Genomic DNA, 18,324 nt, shown 5'->3' with positions numbered 1-18,324 from the left:
GCGCCAATCAGCGCTTGAACGCCTTCACTTCAGCTTCACGCAGGCGCGGGGCCAGCTTGTCGAGCACGCCGTTGACGAACTTGTGGCCGTCGGTCGAACCGAAGACTTTCGCCAGCTCGATACCTTCGTTGATCACCACGCGGTACGGTACGTCGACGCGCTTGAGCAGTTCCCAGGTGGACAGGCGCAGAACCGCCAGTTCAACCGGGTCCAGCTCTTCGATCGCCAGATCCAGGCAAGGCGTCAGGGCAGTGTCGATTTCGCTCTTGAACTGCGGAACCCCGTGCAGGATCTCGCGGAAGTAGGCGCCATCGACATCGGTGAAATCGTTATCAACGCGAAACTGCGCTTCGATCTCGTTCAGCGATTGCTTGGCCATGTGCCACTGGTACAGCGCCTGAGTCGCGAGCTGACGGGCTTCGCGACGCTTGACGCTTTTCGAGGGCTTGCCGGCATCCGCAGGTTTCGGATCGCGCGGGTTGAAACGATCGCTTTCGTCGCTAATCACTTGGCCTCCAACTGCGCCAGCAGGCTGACCATTTCCAGAGCGGACAGGGCAGCTTCGGCACCTTTGTTACCGGCCTTGGTGCCGGAACGTTCGATGGCTTGCTCGATGGAATCAACGGTCAGGACGCCGAAAGCGACCGGCACGCCGAACTCCATGGACACCTGAGCCAGACCCTTGGTGCATTCGCCCGCCACGTATTCGAAGTGCGGGGTGCCGCCACGAATGACCGCGCCGAGGGCGATGATTGCGGCGAACTCGCCTTTCTGCGCGACTTTCTGCGCAACCAGCGGGATTTCGAAGGCGCCCGGTGCGCGGATGATGGTGATGTCGCTTTCGCTCACGCCGTGGCGAACCAGGGCATCAACGGCACCGCTGACCAGGCTTTCAACCACGAAGCTGTTGAAGCGGCCCACTACCAGAGCGTAGCGGCCTTTGGGGGCGATGAAGGTACCTTCGATGGTCTTCAGGGTCATTCGTCAGTTCTCTTAAAGAGCCGGGACGCGTCTGCTACGCGCCCCTCAGTGATTATTTGCCGCGAATTGCAGTCCGCAAACAGCCGGTCATTATTCGGAGGGCACGTATTCTACAACTTCCAGATCGAAACCGGATATCGCATTGAACTTCATCGGTGCGCTCATCAAACGCATTTTGCGCACGCCGAGGTCGCGCAGGATCTGCGAACCGGCACCGACGATGCTGTAGGTGGTCGGTTTTTTCGGCGCTGGCTGATCGCCGGTTTCGCGGATGTGCGCCAGCAATACATCACCATCGAGCGGATGGCCGAGCAACAACACCACGCCGCTGCCCGCCTCGGCGACCGCAGCCATGGCGGCGCGCAGGCTCCAGCGGCCCGGTTGCTTGACCATCAACAGGTCGCGCAGCGGGTCCATGTTGTGCACGCGTACCAGCGTCGGCTCTTCGGCGCAAACAGTGCCCAAGGTCAGTGCCATGTGCACGTCGCCTTCCACCGAATCACGATAGGTCACCAGGTTGAATTGGCCCAGTTCGCTGTCCAGCGGCTGCTCGGCAATCCGCTGAACGGTACGTTCGTGGATCATCCGGTAGTGGATCAGGTCGGCGATGGTGCCGATCTTGATGTTGTGCTCAGCGGCGAAGGCTTCGAGTTCGGCGCGACGGGACATGGTGCCGTCGTCGTTCATCACTTCGCAGATCACCCCGCTTGGCTCGTAACCCGCCATGCGCGCCAGATCGCACGCCGCTTCGGTGTGGCCGGCGCGCGCGAGGGTGCCGCCGGCCTGGGCCATCAGCGGAAAGATGTGGCCCGGGCTGACGATGTCTTCAGCCTTGGCGTCTTTGGCGGCAGCCGCCTGCACGGTGCGCGCGCGGTCAGCAGCGGAGATGCCGGTGGTCACGCCTTCGGCGGCTTCGATCGAGACGGTGAATTTGGTGCCGAAGCCGGAACCGTTGCGCGGCGCCATCAACGGCAGCTTCAACAGCTCGCAGCGCTCGCGGCTCAACGGCATGCAGATCAGGCCACGGGCGTGCTTGGCCATGAAGTTGATGTGCGCAGCCGTGCAGCATTCGGCCGCCATGATCAGGTCGCCTTCGTTCTCGCGGTCTTCGTCATCCATGAGAATGACCATCTTGCCTTGGCGGATGTCTTCAACCAGTTCTTCGATGCTATTGAGCGCCACAAGGCACCCCCTTCTTTTGAATTATTTAAGGTAGCCGTTCTGGGCCAGAAAGCTTTCGGTGATCGTGCTGCCGGCGGTCTTCTCGGCGGCCTTGTCACCCAGCAGCAGGCGCTCCAGATAACGCGCCAGCAGGTCGACCTCAAGGTTCACCCGGCGACCTGGCTGGTACGACGCCATAATGGTTTCGCTGAGGGTGTGCGGGATGATCGTCAACATGAATTCGGCGCCATCGACCGCGTTCACGGTCAGGCTGGTGCCGTCGACAGTGATCGAGCCTTTATGGGCGATGTACTTGGCCAGCTCCTTCGGCGCGCGAATGCAGAATTCCACGGCGCGGGCATTGTCGCTGCGCGATACCACTTCGCCGACACCGTCGACGTGGCCGCTGACCAGATGCCCGCCGAGACGGGTGGTCGGGGTCAGGGCTTTTTCCAGATTGACCGGGCTGCCGCTTTTCAGGTCGTTCATGGCGGTGCAATCGAGGGTTTCACGGCTGACATCGGCGGCAAAACCGTTGCCCGGCAGCTCAACGGCGGTCAGGCAGACCCCGTTGACGGCGATGCTGTCGCCGAGTTTGACGTCGCTCAGGTCGAGCTTGCCGGTGTCGACATGCACACGCACATCGCCGCCCTTGGGGGTCAGTGCACGGATGCTGCCGATGGATTCGATGATGCCGGTAAACATGGGGTTCTCCTTGAGAACGGGGCCAGCGCTAAGGCGATGGCCGGGAATTATACGCGCGCCGCAGGGACAGGGCGGGCAGTGACTCGCCAGTCATCGCCGACCGCACGGATTTCAGTGATTTCCAGCTCAGGCGCATCCTTCATTTGAGCCAACGGCCAGTCGAGCAGCGGACGCGCCGTGGAGCCGAGAAACTTGCCGGCCATAAAGATCACGAACTCGTCGACCAGACCAAGCTGCGCGAAAGCCCCGGCCAGACGCGGGCCTGCCTCGACCAGCACCTCGTTGACGCCGCGGTGGGCCAGTTCCAGCAGCAGTTGATGCAGATCGACCTGGCCGTCATCGCCCGGCACGATCAGACATTCCGGGCCGTTGGCATACTGTTCTTCGACGGCCACGCAGGTGGCGACCAGCGCCGGGCCGGCCTTGAAGAACGGCGCATCCAGCGGCACCCGCAGGCGGCCGTCGATCAGCACGCGCAACGGCGGGCGACTCATGACTTGCGCGGTTTGCTCGGCGTCCAGACCCAACTCGTCAGCACGTACGGTCAAGCGCGCGCCATCGGCCAGCACGGTATCGGCGCCGGTCAGCACCACCGCTGCCTCGGCGCGCAAGCGCTGGACCGCCGAACGCGCCGCAGGGCCGGTGATCCATTGGCTCTCGCCGCTCTCCATCGCCGTGCGGCCATCGAGGCTCATCGCCAGTTTGACCCGCACAAACGGCAAGCCGTGCTCCATGCGTTTCAGAAAGCCTTGATTGAGTGCGCGCGCTTCGGCCTCCAGCACGCCGCTTTCGGTGGCGATGCCGGCATCGGCCAGGCGCTGCAAACCGCGTCCGGCAACTTGCGGATTGGGGTCACGCATCGCTGCCACTACCCGCGCCATGCCGGCATTCACCAGCGCATCGGCGCACGGCGGCGTGCGGCCATGGTGACTGCACGGTTCGAGGGTGACGTAAGCGGTGGCGCCGCGCGCCTGCTCACCGGCAGCGCGCAACGCGTGAACTTCAGCGTGCGGTTCGCCGGCGCGTTCATGCCAGCCTTCGCCGACAATCTGCCCGTCGCGCACCACCACGCAACCGACCCGCGGGTTGGGATGGGTGGTGTAGTGACCTTTGCGCGCCAGTTCCAGCGCGCGCGCCATGAAATGCGCGTCGAGAATGGCCTGCTCGGCGGCGGTCATTCTTGCACCGGTTCGCGGGCGAGGCGGTCGATCTCTTCGCGGAATTCGTTGAGGTCCTGGAAGCGTTTGTACACCGAGGCGAAACGGATGTAGGCGACTTCATCGAGCTTTTGCAGTTCGGCCATCACCAGTTCGCCGACGACGAGGGATTTGACCTCGCGCTCGCCGGTGGCGCGCAACTTGTGCTTGATGTGGACCAGAGAGGATTCGAGGCGCTCGACGCTCACCGGACGTTTCTCCAGCGCGCGCTGCATGCCGGCACGGAGTTTTTCTTCGTCGAACGGCTGACGGCTACCGTCGGTTTTGATCAGGCGCGGCAACACCAGTTCGGCCGTCTCGAACGTCGTGAAACGTTCGCCGCAGGCCAGGCATTCACGCCGGCGGCGCACCTGTTCGCCCTCGGCGACCAGACGCGAGTCGATGACCTTGGTGTCGTTGGCACCGCAGAAGGGACAGTGCATGGTGGCTGGCAACAAAAAAAGGGAGGGCCATGGTAGCGCATCCCGGTGGCAAGACAAGCCATAGCCTTTGCGGTATACAGAACGGCATGATCGTTTGATCCATGGAATTCATTCTGCCGGAGCCTCCAATGCCGTTACGTCCGCTCGTATTGCTCAGTATTTTCAGCCTGCTGGTGGCCTGTGGCAGCGACGCACCCAAGCCGCAACCGCCGACACCTGGCCCTGCGCCGCAACAAGCACAGAAAAAAGCCAAAGAGGCCGCCGAACTCGGCCCGCTGCCGGCCTATCAACGTGAGCTGAGCGGCACCCTGCAAGGCGTACCCGCCGGAGCCGAAGTCGAGCTGGCGCTGCTGGTGATCGATGAAAAGGATCGCCCGCAACAACTGCTCGCCAGCTCCAGTCTGATCGGCACCAATCAGCTCCTGCCTTTCCGCCTGCGCTTCAATCCGGAAGCCTTCCCGGCCGGTGCGCGGGTTGAGCTGCGCGGGCGCGCCAGCCAGTCCGGCCAGTTGATTCTGCACCTGCCGTCGCAGACCATCACCCAGCCGACCACCCAGGCGCTGGGCCAACTGCAATTTGTCAAAGCCCCATGACGGCACCGCTCGACCTGCAAAAGGCCTTGGGCGAATTGCTCGGCGACGCCAGACTGAAAGCCTGCGCGTTGCCGGACACCGATTTGCAGCTGTGGCTGATCGACGGCGACAACATGGCCCGCGAATTCAGCCAGGAAGAGACCCAGCGCATCCTGCACGAGCCGCCCTACTGGAGTTTCTGCTGGGCCAGCGGGCTGGCGGTGGCGCGCTATCTGGCGGCGTTTCCCGAGTGGGTGCGCGGCAAGCGCGTACTGGATTTCGGCGCCGGTTCCGGAATTGCCGGGATCGCGGCGGTGAAAGCCGGCGCGCTGGAAGTGGTGGCCTGCGATCTCGATCCGTTGGCGATTGCTGCGTGCCGGGCGAATGCTGTGTTGAATGATGTCGAGATGAGTTATTCGACCGACTTCTTCGCCGAGGCCGATCGCTTCGATCTGATCCTGGTTGCGGACGTGCTGTACGACCGGGCGAATCTGCCGCTGCTCGATGCCTTTCTCAGCCGTGGCCGCGAGGCGCTGGTGGCGGATTCGCGGGTGCGGGACTTTCGCCATCCGCTGTATGAGCGAATTGAAATGCTTGAGGCGATGACCCTCCCCGATCTGGCCGAGCCCGAAGAATTCAGACATGTCAGCCTCTACCATGCGCGGCGCTAGCTAAAAGCATCGCGGGCAAGCCCGCTCCCACAGTGACCGAGTCGAACCAACATTTGGTATACGACACAGAACCCTGTGGGAGCTGGTTTGCCAGCGATGGCGTCTTGCTTAGCGGTACACCTCTCAAATCTGCCCTGCTTCCGGCCACACCCCACCAAGCCTTATAGTTGCCCCATCCACGCTTTGACGAGATCCCCCATGAGTGAGCAAACGCCGTACATCTTCGACGCCACGACGGCCGATTTCGACCAGTCGGTGATCGAGGCTTCTTTCAACAAACCGGTGCTGGTGGATTTCTGGGCCGAATGGTGCGCGCCGTGCAAGGCGCTGATGCCGATGTTGCAAGGCATCGCCGAGAGCTATCAGGGCGAGTTGCTGCTGGCCAAGGTCAATTGCGACGTCGAACAGGACATCGTTGCCCGCTTCGGCATACGCAGCCTGCCGACCGTGGTGCTGTTCAAGGACGGTCAACCGGTCGACGGTTTTGCCGGTGCGCAACCGGAGTCCGCGGTGCGCGCCCTGCTGGAACCGCATGTAAAAATGCCGCCTCCGGCAGCTGCTGACCCGTTCGAACAGGCTCAGGCGCTGTTCGATGATGGGCGGTACGCCGACGCCGAAGCGGCGCTGGTAGTTATGCTCCAGGAGGACAACAGCAATGCCAAGGCGCTGATTCTGTATGCACGCTGCCTGACCGAGCGCGGTGAGCTGAGCGAAGCGCAGACCGTGCTCGACGCGGTCAAGAGTGACGAGCACAAAGCGGCACTGGCCGGCGCCAAGGCGCAGATCCAGTTCCTCGGGCTGGCCCGTGACCTGCCGGACGCCGCCGAGCTGAAAAGCCGTCTGGCGCAAAACCCGCAGGACGACGAAGCGGCGTATCAACTGGCGATCCAGCAACTGGCGCGTCAGCAATACGAGGCGGCGCTGGAAGCCCTGCTCAAACTGTTCATCCGCAACCGCAGCTACGGCGAAGGCCTGCCGCACAAGACCCTGCTGCAAGTGTTCGAACTGCTCGGCAACGATCACCCGCTGGTGACCGCTTACCGCCGCAAGGTCTTCGCCGCGCTGTACTAAGCGTTCACTCGATCCAGCTATAGAGCGGCGTGTCGGCGCCGCTCTGCACTTTCACCTGCGAACTGTGGCGCAAGCGCACCAGCAAACGCTTGCCGGCCGCCGCACTGCCGGTCAGCCCTTCCAACTGATCAAGCAGGTCCGGCCCGCTGAGCTGCCCGGCCTGGCGCAACAGATCCTTCGCCACTTGCCACAACGCATCGTCCTGCCCCTGCGGTTTCGCCGCCGGCACCGATGCAGCCACTTCAGATTCAGCAAGCGGCGCCTGAGCACTCAGCACCAAACCAAGCCTGGCCCAGTCACTGTCATCCAGCTCCACCGTCAAATCCACCGGCACCGCGCCGACGGTTCCGCGTATCCGCAACATTGAATTCGCTCCTGCCTTTTTCCGACCTGCATGCTCCCACGGGACTTGTGTAACGCCAAGCACACGGGCAAACTCTGCGCACTTTCGTTATAAGATTACATAACAAACTTTTCACTTTACGCCCCGGAGTTCGCCATGCGTCGTTTGTTGCTCGCTTTGCCGTTTGCCCTGTTACCGCTGGCCGTTGCCTACGCCGCTGACGAGCATGACCACGATCACGATCATGAGCACGGCAGCCTCGGTGCGCATGAGCATGGCGTGGGTCGACTGAATGCCGCGCTCGACGGCCAGACTCTGGAGCTTGAGCTGGAAAGCCCGGCGATGAACCTGGTGGGTTTCGAGCATGCGGCCACTTCGGACGCTGACAAGGCCAAGGTCGCTGCCGCTCGTGCGCAGCTGGAAAAACCGTTGGCGCTGTTCAGCCTGCCTGCTGCAGCCGGTTGCAAGGTGGCCAGTCAGGAACTGGAAAGTCCGCTGTTCGGCGACAAGCCGGATGCCGACGATCACGACGAAGATGAAGCGGACAAGGACGGCCACGAGCAACACCATGAACACAGCGAAATCCATGCGCACTATCAGTTCACCTGCACTGCGCCAGGCGCGTTGAAGACGCTGGATCTGACGAATCTGTTCAAGACCTTCCCAGCCACGCAGAAGATTCAGGTACAACTGATCAGCGCCAGCGGCCAGCAAGGTACGGAAGTGACGGCCAAGGCGGCGTCGCTGAAATTCTGAGCTGTATGAAGATCCCCTGTAGGAGTGAGCCTGCTCGCGATAGCGGTATGTCAGACAACTTGATATCAACTGACACGACGCTATCGCGAGCAGGCTCACTCCTACAAAAGCGTCACTCAATTACCTGACCGGTTGCACATGACCCAAGCACTCATCGAACTGTCCGACCTGGGCTTCAACTGGCCCGGTCACCCGCCGTTGCTGGACATTCCGGCGTTTCGTCTGGAAGCCGGCGAGACCCTGTTCCTCAAAGGCCCGAGCGGCAGCGGCAAGACCACCCTGCTCGGTTTGCTCGGCGGTGTGCAGAAGCCGGGCCGTGGCAGCATTCGCCTGCTCGGCCAGGAACTGACCGAGCTTTCCGCCGGTGCCCGTGACACCTTTCGTGTCGACCATACCGGCTACATTTTCCAGCAGTTCAACCTGCTGCCGTTTCTCTCGGTGCGCGAGAACGTTGAACTGCCCTGCCATTTTTCGAAACTGCGCGCCCAGCGAGCGAAACAGCGCCATGGCAGCGTCGATCAAGCCGCCGCGACCCTGCTCGCTCACTTGGGGTTGAAGGACGAAAGCCTCCTCAGCCGCCGCGCCGATTCCTTGTCGATCGGCCAGCAACAACGGGTCGCCGCTGCGCGCGCTCTGATCGGCCAGCCGGAACTGGTGATCGCTGACGAGCCGACTTCAGCACTGGATTACGACGCCCGCGAGAACTTCATTCGCCTGTTGTTCGCCGAATGCCGCGAGGCGGGCTCCAGTCTGCTGTTCGTCAGCCACGACCAGAGCCTGGCGCCGCTGTTCGATCGTCACCTGTCCCTGGCCGAGCTCAATCGCGCCGCCACGTCTGCCGAGGTCTGAGATGTATCTGTTTCGTCTGGCCATGGCCAGCCTGGCCAACCGCCGTTTCACCGCTTTGCTCACCGCGTTCGCCATCGCTTTATCAGTGTGCTTGCTGCTGGCGGTCGAGCGCGTGCGCACCGAAGCCAAAGCCAGTTTCGCCAGCACCATCAGCGGCACCGACCTGATTGTCGGCGCGCGCTCCGGCTCGGTGAACCTGCTGTTGTACTCGGTGTTCCGCATCGGCAATGCCACCAACAACATTCGCTGGGACAGCTTCGAGCACTTCGCCAACAACCCGAAAGTGAAGTGGGCGATCCCGATGTCTCTCGGCGACTCCCATCGTGGCTACCGCGTGATGGGCACCACCGAAGCCTATTTCGAGCATTACCAGTACGGCCGTCAGCAGCACTTGGCGCTGGCCGACGGACGCGCGTTTGCGACAGATCCGTTCGAAGTGGTGCTCGGCGCAGAAGTCGCCGAAGCCTTGCACTACAAGCTCGGCGACAAACTGGTGCTGGCCCACGGCGTGGCGGCGATCAGTCTGGTCAAGCACGACGACAAACCGTTCACCGTGGTCGGCATTTTGCAGCGCACCGGTACCCCGGTCGATCGCACGCTGCACATCAGCCTCGGCGGCATGGAAGCGATCCACATCGACTGGCACAACGGTGTGCCGGCGCGCGGTAACGGCCGGATCACCGCGGATCAGGCGCGCAACATGGACCTGACGCCGCAAGCGATCACCGCGTTCATGCTCGGCCTTAACAGCAAGATTTCCACCTTCGCCTTGCAGCGCGAGATCAATGAATTCCGCGGTGAGCCAATGCTGGCGATCCTGCCGGGCGTGGCCTTGCAGGAATTGTGGAGCCTGATGAGCACCGCGGAAAAAGCGTTGTTCGTGGTCTCGTTGTTTGTGGTGCTGACCGGGTTGATCGGCATGCTCACGGCGATTCTCACCAGCCTCAACGAGCGGCGCCGCGAGATGGCGATTCTGCGTTCGGTAGGTGCGCGGCCATGGCACATCGCAAGCCTGCTGGTGCTGGAGGCATTTGCCCTGGCGCTGACCGGGGTGATCGCTGGGCTGGCGCTGCTGTACATCGGCATCGCCACCGCGCAAGGATACGTGCAAGCCAATTACGGTTTGTATCTGCCGCTGGCGTGGCCGAGCGAGTATGAATGGACGCTGCTCGGTGGCATTCTGGCGGCCGCGCTGCTGATGGGCAGCGTGCCGGCCTGGCGTGCTTACCGCCAATCCTTGGCCGATGGCCTGTCGATCCGTTTATGAGGAAGTTCACCATGCCCCGCGCCGTGCTCGCGCTGCTGTTGCTGATCGCGCTGCCCGTTTGGGCGGCAGCGCCGAAGGACCTGACGTGGTCGGAAATGATTCCGCCGGACGCCGCACCGGAAGTGCCGAACATGACCCCGCTGCATGACCTGTCGAAGATGGGCGATGCGCTGTCGGCCGAGTCCGCCCCGGCGGCCAAGCAGGACCTGCCGAATGCGCCGGTGGTGAAAAGTCTCGACGGACAGAACATTCGTTTGCCGGGCTACATCGTGCCGCTGGAAGTCAGCGAAGAAGGCCGCACCACGGATTTCCTGCTGGTGCCGTATTTCGGCGCCTGCATCCACGTGCCGCCACCGCCGTCGAACCAGATCGTGCATGTGAAAAGCGAACTCGGCGTGAAGCTCGATGAGCTGTATCAGCCGTACTGGGTCGAGGGGCCGTTGCAGGTCAAGGCATCGAGCAGCGAACTGGCGGACGCCGGATATCAGATGGAGGCGCAGAAGATTTATGCGTATGAGCTGCCGGAGTAAGTCCGGCAGTTTTGTATCGTATGATCAATTGCTATCGCGAGCAGGCTCACTCCTACAGGGAAACGCGTTCCAAATGTAGGAGTGAGCCTGCTCGCGATAGGGCCATCAAAGGCTCTGCAAAACTTTCCCATCACAGTTTCATTGAGCTGAGTCAAAAGACCGGATCAGCTGGCTTCGTACCATAGGGCATCAGATTTTTCTTATGTCCTTTCGGAGCCCCCATGAACAAGTCCTTGCTCAGCGCCTCGCTGTTTGCCCTTGCGCTCGCAGCCCCGCTCGCCCACGCCCACGAGGCCGGCGATATTCTGATCCGCGCCGGTGCGATCACCGTCAACCCGAAGGCCGACAGCTCCAGCGTCAAGGTCGATCAGGGTCCGTTGAGCGGCGCGAATCTGGGCGGCAAGGCGACCATGAGCAGCGACACCCAACTGGGTCTGAACTTCGCTTACATGCTCACCGACCATGTCGGCCTCGAACTGCTCGCCGCCACGCCATTCGAGCACGACGTCAAGCTCAAGGGCACCGCCCTGCCGGCCGCCAACGGCAAGCTCGGCACCCTGAAACACCTGCCACCGACCCTCAGCGTCGTGTACTACCCGCTGGATTCGAAATCGGCGTTCCAGCCCTACGTCGGCGGTGGCATCAACTACACCTGGATCTATGACGAGCACGTCGGCAGTGAAGCCAGCGCCAACGGGTTCAGCAACTTCAAGGCGAAAAACTCCTGGGGCCTGGCCTGGCAGGTCGGTGCCGACTACATGCTGACCGACAACATCATGCTCAACGCCCAGGTGCGCTACATCGACATCGACACCCGCGCCACCGTCGAAAACAACGCCGTCGCGCCGGGCACTCGCGCTCGGGTCAACGTCGATGTCGATCCGTTCATCTACATGGTCGGTTTGGGCTATAAGTTCTAAGTCGATTGACCGAACGTTCACGTGGTGGTGAATGAGGCTTCGTGGCAGGCAGGCGTGGAACTGACGACGACGGTACGCCGTTGATCGGGGGACAATATTCCCTTGCCATTGGGATGGATTGTTTATTCCGGCCGTGAAAAAGGCGCCTGTCAAAGGGCGCCTTTTTCATTGGTGGGGATTTTGGGTGCGTTCGAAATCCTCGCCCCTCATCGGAACGCCGCCCGCCCAGCCCTCTCCCGAGGGAGAGGGAGCCGATAGGGGGGCTCTTCAAAACCTGAATTCGGCTCGGTGTTTTCAGGTCGCCGTATTTCCCACAAACACCTCGGTCAGTTCCCTCTCCCTCTGGGAGAGGGTTAGGCGGGCGGCGTTCCGATGAGGGCTTTTTCAGCCACGCCCCAACAACCGCGCCAACCCCACACTCATCGGCGTCTGCCGCGGCATCTCAAACCGCTCCAGCAAACGCCGGTTATCCGCCCGCGAATGGCGAATGTCACCCGCCCGCGCCGGGCCATAACTGATCGGTGGCAGTTCACCGACCACCACTTTCAATGCTTCCAACATCTGCTTGAGACTCATCGACTGATTCCAGCCAACGTTCACCGCGCCCACTTGCACCTCAGGCTTTTCAATCCCCTGCACCAGCAGGCTGACCAGATCTTCGACATAGAGAAAATCGCGCGTCTGCTCGCCATCGCCAAACACGGTGATCGGCAAACCTTGCTGCGCGCGTTCGCTGAAAATGCTGATGACCCCGGAGTACGGCGAGGACGGATCCTGGCGCGGGCCGAAGATGTTGAAGAAGCGGAAGATCACCGGCTCCAGGCCATGCTGGCGGCGATAGAAATCGAAATATTGCTCGCCGGCCAGTTTGTCCGAGGCGTACGGGGTCAGCGGGGCTTTCGGCGTGTCTTCGTTGATCGACTCGCCCTCGCCGTTGTTGCCGTAGACTGCTGCACTGGAGGCGTACAAAACCCGCTTGACGCCGGCCAGACGCATGGCTTCGCAGACATTCAGCGTGCCGATGAAATTGCTCTGGTGAGTCTTCACCGGATCGTCCACCGACGCCTGCACCGACGCCACCGCCGCCAGGTGGGCGACTGCGCTGCAGCCGTGCATGGCTTGCGCCACCAGTGCCGCATCGGCGACATCGCCGACGATCAGTTCAACCTTGGGATTATCCAGCGGCAGGTTGCTGCGTTTGCCGGTCGACAGGTCGTCGAGCACCCGCACCGAGTGACCCTTGGCGAGCAACGCGTCGGTCAGGTGCGAGCCGATGAAACCGGCTCCGCCGGTGATTAGAACGATACCTTCAGCCATGACGGTAGAACCTGTCCAGTAAGCCCGGGAGTGCGGCACGCCAGGCGCGTGGCTTGATCCCGAAAGTGTGCAGAATTTTCTTGCAGGCCAGCACCGCGTGTTGCGGCTCTTCGGCAGCGTCGGGCCGTGCGGCGTGTGCCTGGGCGGTCGGCGCTTCGATGGCCAGTGCGTGCAGGCTGCGTGCTTCGGTGAGAATCGCCTGGCCCAGCGCCAGCGGCGTGGTCGCTTCATGGCCGGCGTAGTGATACGTGCCCCACAGCGGCGCCGCGCAATCGAGTTGCTTGAGCACCGAAATGATCACCCGTGCAGCGTCGTCGACCGGGGTCGGGTTGCCGCGGCGGTCATCGGCCAGCAGCAACTCTTCCGGTTGCTCGGCGCGGGCAAGGAAACGCCCGAGGGTGCCGTCCGGGCTGTCATCGAGCAGCCAGCCGAAACGCAGCAACACGTGCTGCGGGCAGGTGGCGCGCACGCTCTGTTCGATACGCCACAAGGCTTGCCCGCGCAGGCCCAGCGGCACCGGTTCGTCTTTTTCGCTGTAGGCGGTGGCGCGCGAACCGTCGAACACCCGGTAACTCGACGGCTGCACGAGGACGATGTTGTGGTGCTGGCACAGTTCGGCCAGACGTTCGATCGCGCGTTCCTGCCCGGCCATGCGGGCTTCGCTGACGGTCTCGGCCTGGAACCAGTCGAAATAGTAGGCGAGGTTGATCAACGCATCGGGACGGGTGTCGTCCAGCAGTTGCGTCAGGCTCGCGGCATCCCAGCCGTTTTCGGGCGGGCGGGGGGCGAGGAAACCGATGTCTTCCTCCGCACCGAGGCGAATCAGCGCCTGCCCAAGGGCATTTCCGCCGCCCAGTAACATAAGGCGCATTCGCATAGAGTCAGCAGGCCCAGTCTGATTGGAACGATGGCTTTGGCGACGGATCTCGTGGAACCGTCGTCGATAATTGCCGGAATCGTTGCATTTTGCGGGTTTAGTGCGCAACCGTCATCCGTAATGTGCACATCCCGCAATTTGTGTTGAGGCAACCGGCCTCATCGCTGGCAAGCCAGCTCCCACAGGTTCTGTGCCAGACATGAATCCTGTGGGAGTTGGCTTGCCGACGATAAGGGCTCGACTGTCTCTGAAGATCCCCAGCGGTACTTGCATCTTCCCTCCCCCGCCCGCATAACTTTATTCATGAATCTGCCCCTACCCGCCGACAGCGCCCTGGCCGGTTTCCACCCTGCCGTCAGCGCCTGGTTCAGCCACACGTTCCCGGCGGTCACCGCTGCCCAGGCCCGTGCATGGCCGTTGATCCGTCAGCGCCGCTCGACGCTGATCGCCGCGCCGACCGGTTCCGGCAAAACCCTGACCGCGTTTCTCGCCGTACTCGACGATCTGGTTCATCGCGGCCTGGAAAACTCCGACGGCCTGCCCGATGAAACCCTGGTGATCTACGTCTCGCCGCTCAAAGCGTTGTCCAACGACATCCAGATCAACCTGCAGAATCCGCTGGCCGGCATCACCGAACAACTGCGCCAACTGGGCCTGCCCGAGCTGCAGATCACCACCGCCGTGCGCACCGGCGACACCCCGCAGAAAGACCGCGCGGCCATGCGCAAGACCGCACCGCATATTCTGGTGACCACGCCGGAATCGCTCTACGTACTGCTCGGCTCCGAGTCAGGCCGCAAGATGCTCGGCACCACGCGCACGGTGATCATCGACGAAATTCACGCGATGGCTGCCGGCAAGCGCGGCAGTCATCTGGCCTTGAGTCTGGAACGCCTGCAAGCCTTGTGCAGCGAACCACTGACGCGCATCGGCCTGTCCGCCACGCAGAAACCGGTCGAAGCCGTGGCGCAGTTTCTCGTCGGCCATGAACGGCCTTGCGAAATCGTCGACATCGGTCATGCCCGCCCACGGGATCTGGGCATTGAAGTACCGCCGGTGCCGTTGTCGGCGGTGATGGCCAACGACGTCTGGGAGCTGGTCTACAACCGCCTCGCCGAACTGGCCCGGGAACATCGCACCACGCTGATTTTCGTTAACACGCGGCGCCTGGCCGAACGCCTAAGTCGACACCTCAGCGAACGCCTCGGCAAATCCGCCGTTGCGGCGCACCACGGCAGTCTCGCCAAGGAATTTCGCCTCGATGCCGAGCAGCGGCTCAAGCGCGGCGAACTGCAGGTGCTGATCGCCACCGCGTCGCTGGAACTGGGCATCGATATCGGCGAAGTCGATCTGGTCTGCCAGATCAGTTCGCCGCGCTCGATTGCCGGTTTCCTGCAACGGGTCGGCCGTTCGGGCCACCAGGTCGGCGGCACGCCGAAGGGACGGTTGTTCGCCACCACCCGTGACGATCTGATCGAATGCGCCGCCCTGCTCGATTGCGTGCGTCGTGGTGAACTCGACACTTTGCATATTCCCCAGGCGCCGCTTGATGTGCTGGCGCAGCAGATCATTGCCGAGGTCAGCTGTCAGGAATGGCCGGAAGACGCCTTGCTGGCCATGTTTCGCCGCGCCGCGCCCTATCGCGATCTCGACGAAAAACACTATCAGGCGCTGCTGAGCATGCTCGCCGAAGGCTACAACGGCCGCCAGGGCATCCGCAGCGCGTATCTGCACCGCGACGCCGTCAGCCGCACCTTGCGCGGCCGGCGCGGCGCGCAACTGACCGCGGTGACCAGCGGCGGGACGATTCCGGACAATGCCGATTACAGCGTACTGCTCGAACCGCAAGGCCTGAACATCGGCAGCGTCAACGAAGATTTCGCCGTCGAGAGCATTGCCGGCGACGTGTTCCAGCTCGGCAATACGTCGTACCGCATCCTGCGTGTGGAGGCCGGCAAGGTGCGCGTCGAGGATGCCCACGGCCAGCCGCCGACCATCCCGTTCTGGCTCGGCGAAGCCCCGGGGCGCAGCGATGAGCTGTCCGCCGCGGTGGCACGCCTGCAAGCACAGCTCGACGAATTGCTCGGCGCCAGCCCCGGCGATCTGCAACCGGCGCTCGACTGGCTGACCCAGACCCTGGGCCTCAACCTCGCCAGCGCCGAACAACTGGTCGAGTATCTGGCCCGCGCACGGCAGACCCTCGGCGCCCTGCCCTCGCAGGACACGCTGCTGATGGAGCGGTTTTTCGACGAATCCGGCGGTACGCAACTGATCATCCACACGCCGTTCGGCAGCCGCATCAACCGCGCCTGGGGCCTGGCCCTGCGCAAGCGCTTTTGCCGCACCTTCAATTTCGAATTGCAGGCCGCCGCCAGCGAAGACGCGATCGTGCTGTCGCTGTCGACCAGTCACAGCTTTGAACTCGACGAGGTCTGGCGATACCTGCACAGCAACAGTGCCGAACATGTCCTGATCCAGGCGGTGCTCGACGCGCCGCTGTTCGGCGTGCGCTGGCGCTGGAACGCCGGGGTCGCGCTGGCGCTGCCGCGGTTTACCGGCGGGCGCAAAGTCGCGCCGCAGTTGCAGCGCATGAAAAGCGAAGACCTGATCGCCAGCGTGTTCCCCGATCAGATCGCCTGCCTGGAAAACCTTGCCGGCGAGCGAGAGATTCCCGAACACCCTCTGATCGAACAAACCCTCGACGATTGCCTGCACGAAGCGATGGACAGCGAAGGCTGGCTGACGCTGTTGCGCCGCATGGAGCGCGGCGAGGTGCGCCTGATCAGCCGCGACCTGCCGGCGCCCTCGCCGCTCGCCGCAGAAATTCTCAGCGCGCGGCCGTACACCTTTCTCGATGACGCGCCGCTGGAAGAGCGCCGCACACAAGCAGTGATCAACCGACGCTGGAGCGATCCGCAATCGACCGATGACCTCGGTGCGCTGGATGCCGACGCCATTACAGCCGTACGCGAAGAAGCTTGGCCAACGGCGAATTCGGCGGATGAAATGCACGAAGCGCTGATGAGCCTGGCCTGCATCAGCGCAGCGGAAGTTGCCGCGAATGACGGCTGGCGCGAGTGGCTGCAGACCCTGGCCAGCAGTGGCCGCGCGTGTTGTCTGCAGGTCGATGCCGAGCATTCTTTGTGGCTGGCCCGCGAACGCCTGACCTGCCTGCAGGCGCTTTATCCACAGGCCACGCCGCATCCCGAGCTGGACGCATTACCGGGCTTCGACGCGGCGTGGAGTTTCGATGACGCCCTGCTCGAAGTGGTCCGCGCGCGCCTCGCCGGGTTCGGCCCGCTGCCGTTACTCGCCATCGCCCAACCGCTGGCGTTGCCGACTGCGCAAGTCGCTCAAGCCCTCGCCCGACTGGAGCGCGAAGGTTATGTGCTGCGCGGCCAATTCACGCCGAACCTTGATCAAGAGGAATGGTGCGAACGGCATCTGCTCGCGCGCATTCATCGCTACACGGTCAAGCGCCTGCGTCGGGAAATCGAACCGGTGGCGTTGCAGGATTTCATGCGCTTTCTGTTCGACTGGCAGCACCTGTCGGCCTCGACGCGTGGTCAGGGCAGCGCGGTGTTGCCGGCGATTGTCGGCCAGTTCGAAGGCTACGCAGCGGCGGCTTCGGCGTGGGACAGCGACATTCTGCCGGCTCGGCTCAAGGACTATTCACCGAGCTGGCTGGACGATCTGTGCCGCAACGGCAAACTGGTATGGACGCGCCTCAGCGCCCGGCAAAAGGTCAGCGGCACGGCGTTGCGCAGCACACCGATCGTGTTGCTGCCGCGCAGTCAGGTCGGCTTGTGGAGCGCGCTGGGCGCACAGACGCCGGTGGACGAACTGTCGCCGAAAACCCGCAAGGTGTTTGACGCGCTGAGCCAGCACGGCGCGTTGTTTTTCGACGAGCTGATTCACGAAGCGCATCTATTGCGCAGCGAACTGGAAATCGCCTTGCAGGAACTGGTCGGCGCCGGGCTGGTGAATGCCGACAGCTTCGCCGGCCTGCGCGCACTGATCACCCCACCGAGCAAGCGCCAGCAGCGCAGCAGTCGGCGCGGGCGCGGTGCGTTTGTCGGCGGCATGGACGATGCCGGACGCTGGGCTTTGTTGCGGCGCGGTGCGGTTGTGGATAACAGCCAAACGCTAGAGCATGTCGCCATGACGTTGCTGCGCCGCTACGGCGTGGTGTTCTGGCGCTTGCTTGAACGTGAGGCGGACTGGTTGCCGAGCTGGCGCGAGCTATTGCGCACGTTCCATCGGCTGGAGGCACGCGGGGAAATTCGTGGCGGGCGCTTTGTCAGTGGTCTGGCGGGTGAGCAGTTTGCCCTGCCCGAGGCGATTCCCTTGTTGCGCGAAGTGCGCCGCCGTCCGCACGATGGCAGTCTGGTGATGGTCTGCGGGGTCGACCCGCTGAACCTCGCCGGGACCTTGTTGCCGGGAGTGAAAGTGCCGGCGCTGGCGAGTAATCGGCTGGTGTATCGCGATGGGGTTGCGGCGGCGGCAATGATTGCCGGCAAACAGCAGATCTGGGTGGAGCTGGATCAGGCTTCGGCGGAGCAGTTGCACAGCAAGCTGATCCGACATTGAGGGTGTCTGTTCTGGCCTCATCGCGGGCAAGCCCGCTCCCACAGAGTTCTGCGGTTTACACAAAACCAATGTGGG

18 protein-coding genes are annotated in these 18,324 nt (G+C 63.0%); 9 read left to right on the top strand and 9 right to left on the bottom strand.

Annotated features, from left to right (window positions below):
* Positions 1 to 7: 7 nt before the first annotated feature.
* The 6 genes from nusB to nrdR form a co-directional block, all read right to left on the bottom strand.
* The gene (nusB, locus tag J3P93_RS03615) at positions 8 to 508 is read right to left on the bottom strand and encodes a transcription antitermination factor NusB (RefSeq protein WP_434595141.1); all 501 of its coding nucleotides are present in this window, start codon (positions 506 to 508) and stop codon (positions 8 to 10) included.
* Complete coding sequence (gene ribH / locus J3P93_RS03610) at positions 505 to 981, bottom strand: 6,7-dimethyl-8-ribityllumazine synthase (protein WP_003228649.1); 477 nt, start codon at positions 979 to 981, stop codon at positions 505 to 507. Before ribH ends, nusB begins: the two co-directional genes overlap by 4 nt.
* 90 nt (positions 982 to 1,071) lie before the next feature.
* A complete protein-coding gene (ribBA, locus tag J3P93_RS03605; protein WP_434595136.1) occupies positions 1,072 to 2,163 on the bottom strand; it encodes a bifunctional 3,4-dihydroxy-2-butanone-4-phosphate synthase/GTP cyclohydrolase II in 1,092 nt (363 codons plus the stop codon).
* Positions 2,164 to 2,184: 21 nt separating this feature from the next.
* Positions 2,185 to 2,847: a riboflavin synthase gene (locus J3P93_RS03600; protein ID WP_434595133.1), complete on the bottom strand. Its 663-nt coding sequence runs from the start codon at positions 2,845 to 2,847 to the stop codon at positions 2,185 to 2,187.
* A 47-nt stretch (positions 2,848 to 2,894) separates the two neighbouring features.
* A complete protein-coding gene (ribD, locus tag J3P93_RS03595) occupies positions 2,895 to 4,025 on the bottom strand; it encodes a bifunctional diaminohydroxyphosphoribosylaminopyrimidine deaminase/5-amino-6-(5-phosphoribosylamino)uracil reductase RibD (protein ID WP_434595131.1) in 1,131 nt (376 codons plus the stop codon).
* Positions 4,022 to 4,486: a transcriptional regulator NrdR gene (nrdR, locus tag J3P93_RS03590; protein WP_172833237.1), complete on the bottom strand. Its 465-nt coding sequence runs from the start codon at positions 4,484 to 4,486 to the stop codon at positions 4,022 to 4,024. Before nrdR ends, ribD begins: the two co-directional genes overlap by 4 nt.
* A gap of 128 nt (positions 4,487 to 4,614) precedes the next feature.
* Between nrdR and J3P93_RS03585 the strand changes: the two genes are divergently transcribed.
* From J3P93_RS03585 to trxA, 3 genes are all read left to right on the top strand, one after another.
* Positions 4,615 to 5,079 carry a YbaY family lipoprotein gene (locus J3P93_RS03585; protein ID WP_434595128.1) on the top strand — a complete coding sequence of 155 codons (465 nt, stop codon included), beginning with the start codon at positions 4,615 to 4,617 and terminating at the stop codon, positions 5,077 to 5,079.
* Complete coding sequence (locus J3P93_RS03580; protein WP_434595125.1) at positions 5,076 to 5,729, top strand: class I SAM-dependent methyltransferase; 654 nt, start codon at positions 5,076 to 5,078, stop codon at positions 5,727 to 5,729. Before J3P93_RS03585 ends, J3P93_RS03580 begins: the two co-directional genes overlap by 4 nt.
* A gap of 198 nt (positions 5,730 to 5,927) precedes the next feature.
* Positions 5,928 to 6,800, top strand: a complete 873-nt coding sequence (gene trxA, locus J3P93_RS03575; protein ID WP_434595122.1) for a thioredoxin — start codon at positions 5,928 to 5,930, stop codon at positions 6,798 to 6,800.
* A 4-nt stretch (positions 6,801 to 6,804) separates the two neighbouring features.
* Here the strand turns inward: trxA and J3P93_RS03570 are convergent, their stop codons facing one another.
* Positions 6,805 to 7,164 (bottom strand): hypothetical protein, encoded by a 360-nt coding sequence (locus tag J3P93_RS03570; RefSeq protein WP_434595121.1) that lies wholly within the window; start codon positions 7,162 to 7,164, stop codon positions 6,805 to 6,807.
* Positions 7,165 to 7,299: 135 nt separating this feature from the next.
* On the opposite strand from J3P93_RS03570, the gene J3P93_RS03565 reads away from it, so the two are divergent.
* From J3P93_RS03565 to J3P93_RS03545, 5 genes are all read left to right on the top strand, one after another.
* Positions 7,300 to 7,899, top strand: coding sequence for a DUF2796 domain-containing protein (locus tag J3P93_RS03565; protein ID WP_434595118.1), 600 nt, complete (start codon positions 7,300 to 7,302; stop codon positions 7,897 to 7,899).
* Positions 7,900 to 8,037: 138 nt separating this feature from the next.
* On the top strand, positions 8,038 to 8,748 hold the full coding sequence (locus J3P93_RS03560) for an ABC transporter ATP-binding protein (RefSeq protein ID WP_090286721.1): 711 nt from the start codon (positions 8,038 to 8,040) through the stop codon (positions 8,746 to 8,748).
* A 1-nt stretch (position 8,749) separates the two neighbouring features.
* Positions 8,750 to 10,015, top strand: a complete 1,266-nt coding sequence (locus J3P93_RS03555) for an ABC transporter permease (RefSeq protein WP_434595115.1) — start codon at positions 8,750 to 8,752, stop codon at positions 10,013 to 10,015.
* Positions 10,016 to 10,026: 11 nt separating this feature from the next.
* Complete coding sequence (locus J3P93_RS03550) at positions 10,027 to 10,545, top strand: DUF3299 domain-containing protein (RefSeq protein ID WP_434595112.1); 519 nt, start codon at positions 10,027 to 10,029, stop codon at positions 10,543 to 10,545.
* 221 nt (positions 10,546 to 10,766) lie between these two features.
* Positions 10,767 to 11,465, top strand: coding sequence for an OmpW/AlkL family protein (locus J3P93_RS03545; protein ID WP_016985285.1), 699 nt, complete (start codon positions 10,767 to 10,769; stop codon positions 11,463 to 11,465).
* A gap of 384 nt (positions 11,466 to 11,849) precedes the next feature.
* Here J3P93_RS03545 and J3P93_RS03540 read toward each other — a convergent pair whose 3' ends face one another.
* Together J3P93_RS03540 and J3P93_RS03535 are read right to left on the bottom strand one after the other, a co-directional pair.
* A complete protein-coding gene (locus tag J3P93_RS03540) occupies positions 11,850 to 12,782 on the bottom strand; it encodes an NAD-dependent epimerase/dehydratase family protein (RefSeq protein WP_434595110.1) in 933 nt (310 codons plus the stop codon).
* Positions 12,775 to 13,659, bottom strand: coding sequence for a sugar nucleotide-binding protein (locus J3P93_RS03535; RefSeq protein ID WP_434595108.1), 885 nt, complete (start codon positions 13,657 to 13,659; stop codon positions 12,775 to 12,777). Before J3P93_RS03535 ends, J3P93_RS03540 begins: the two co-directional genes overlap by 8 nt.
* A gap of 303 nt (positions 13,660 to 13,962) precedes the next feature.
* On the opposite strand from J3P93_RS03535, the gene J3P93_RS03530 reads away from it, so the two are divergent.
* On the top strand, positions 13,963 to 18,249 hold the full coding sequence (locus tag J3P93_RS03530) for a DEAD/DEAH box helicase (protein ID WP_434595106.1): 4,287 nt from the start codon (positions 13,963 to 13,965) through the stop codon (positions 18,247 to 18,249).
* Positions 18,250 to 18,324 lie beyond the last annotated feature (75 nt).

It is taken from the genome of Pseudomonas sp. R3-57 (assembly GCF_051132065.1).
Taxonomy (GTDB): Bacteria; Pseudomonadota; Gammaproteobacteria; order Pseudomonadales; family Pseudomonadaceae; genus Aquipseudomonas.
This window is presented reverse-complemented; position numbering and strand designations above follow the sequence as displayed.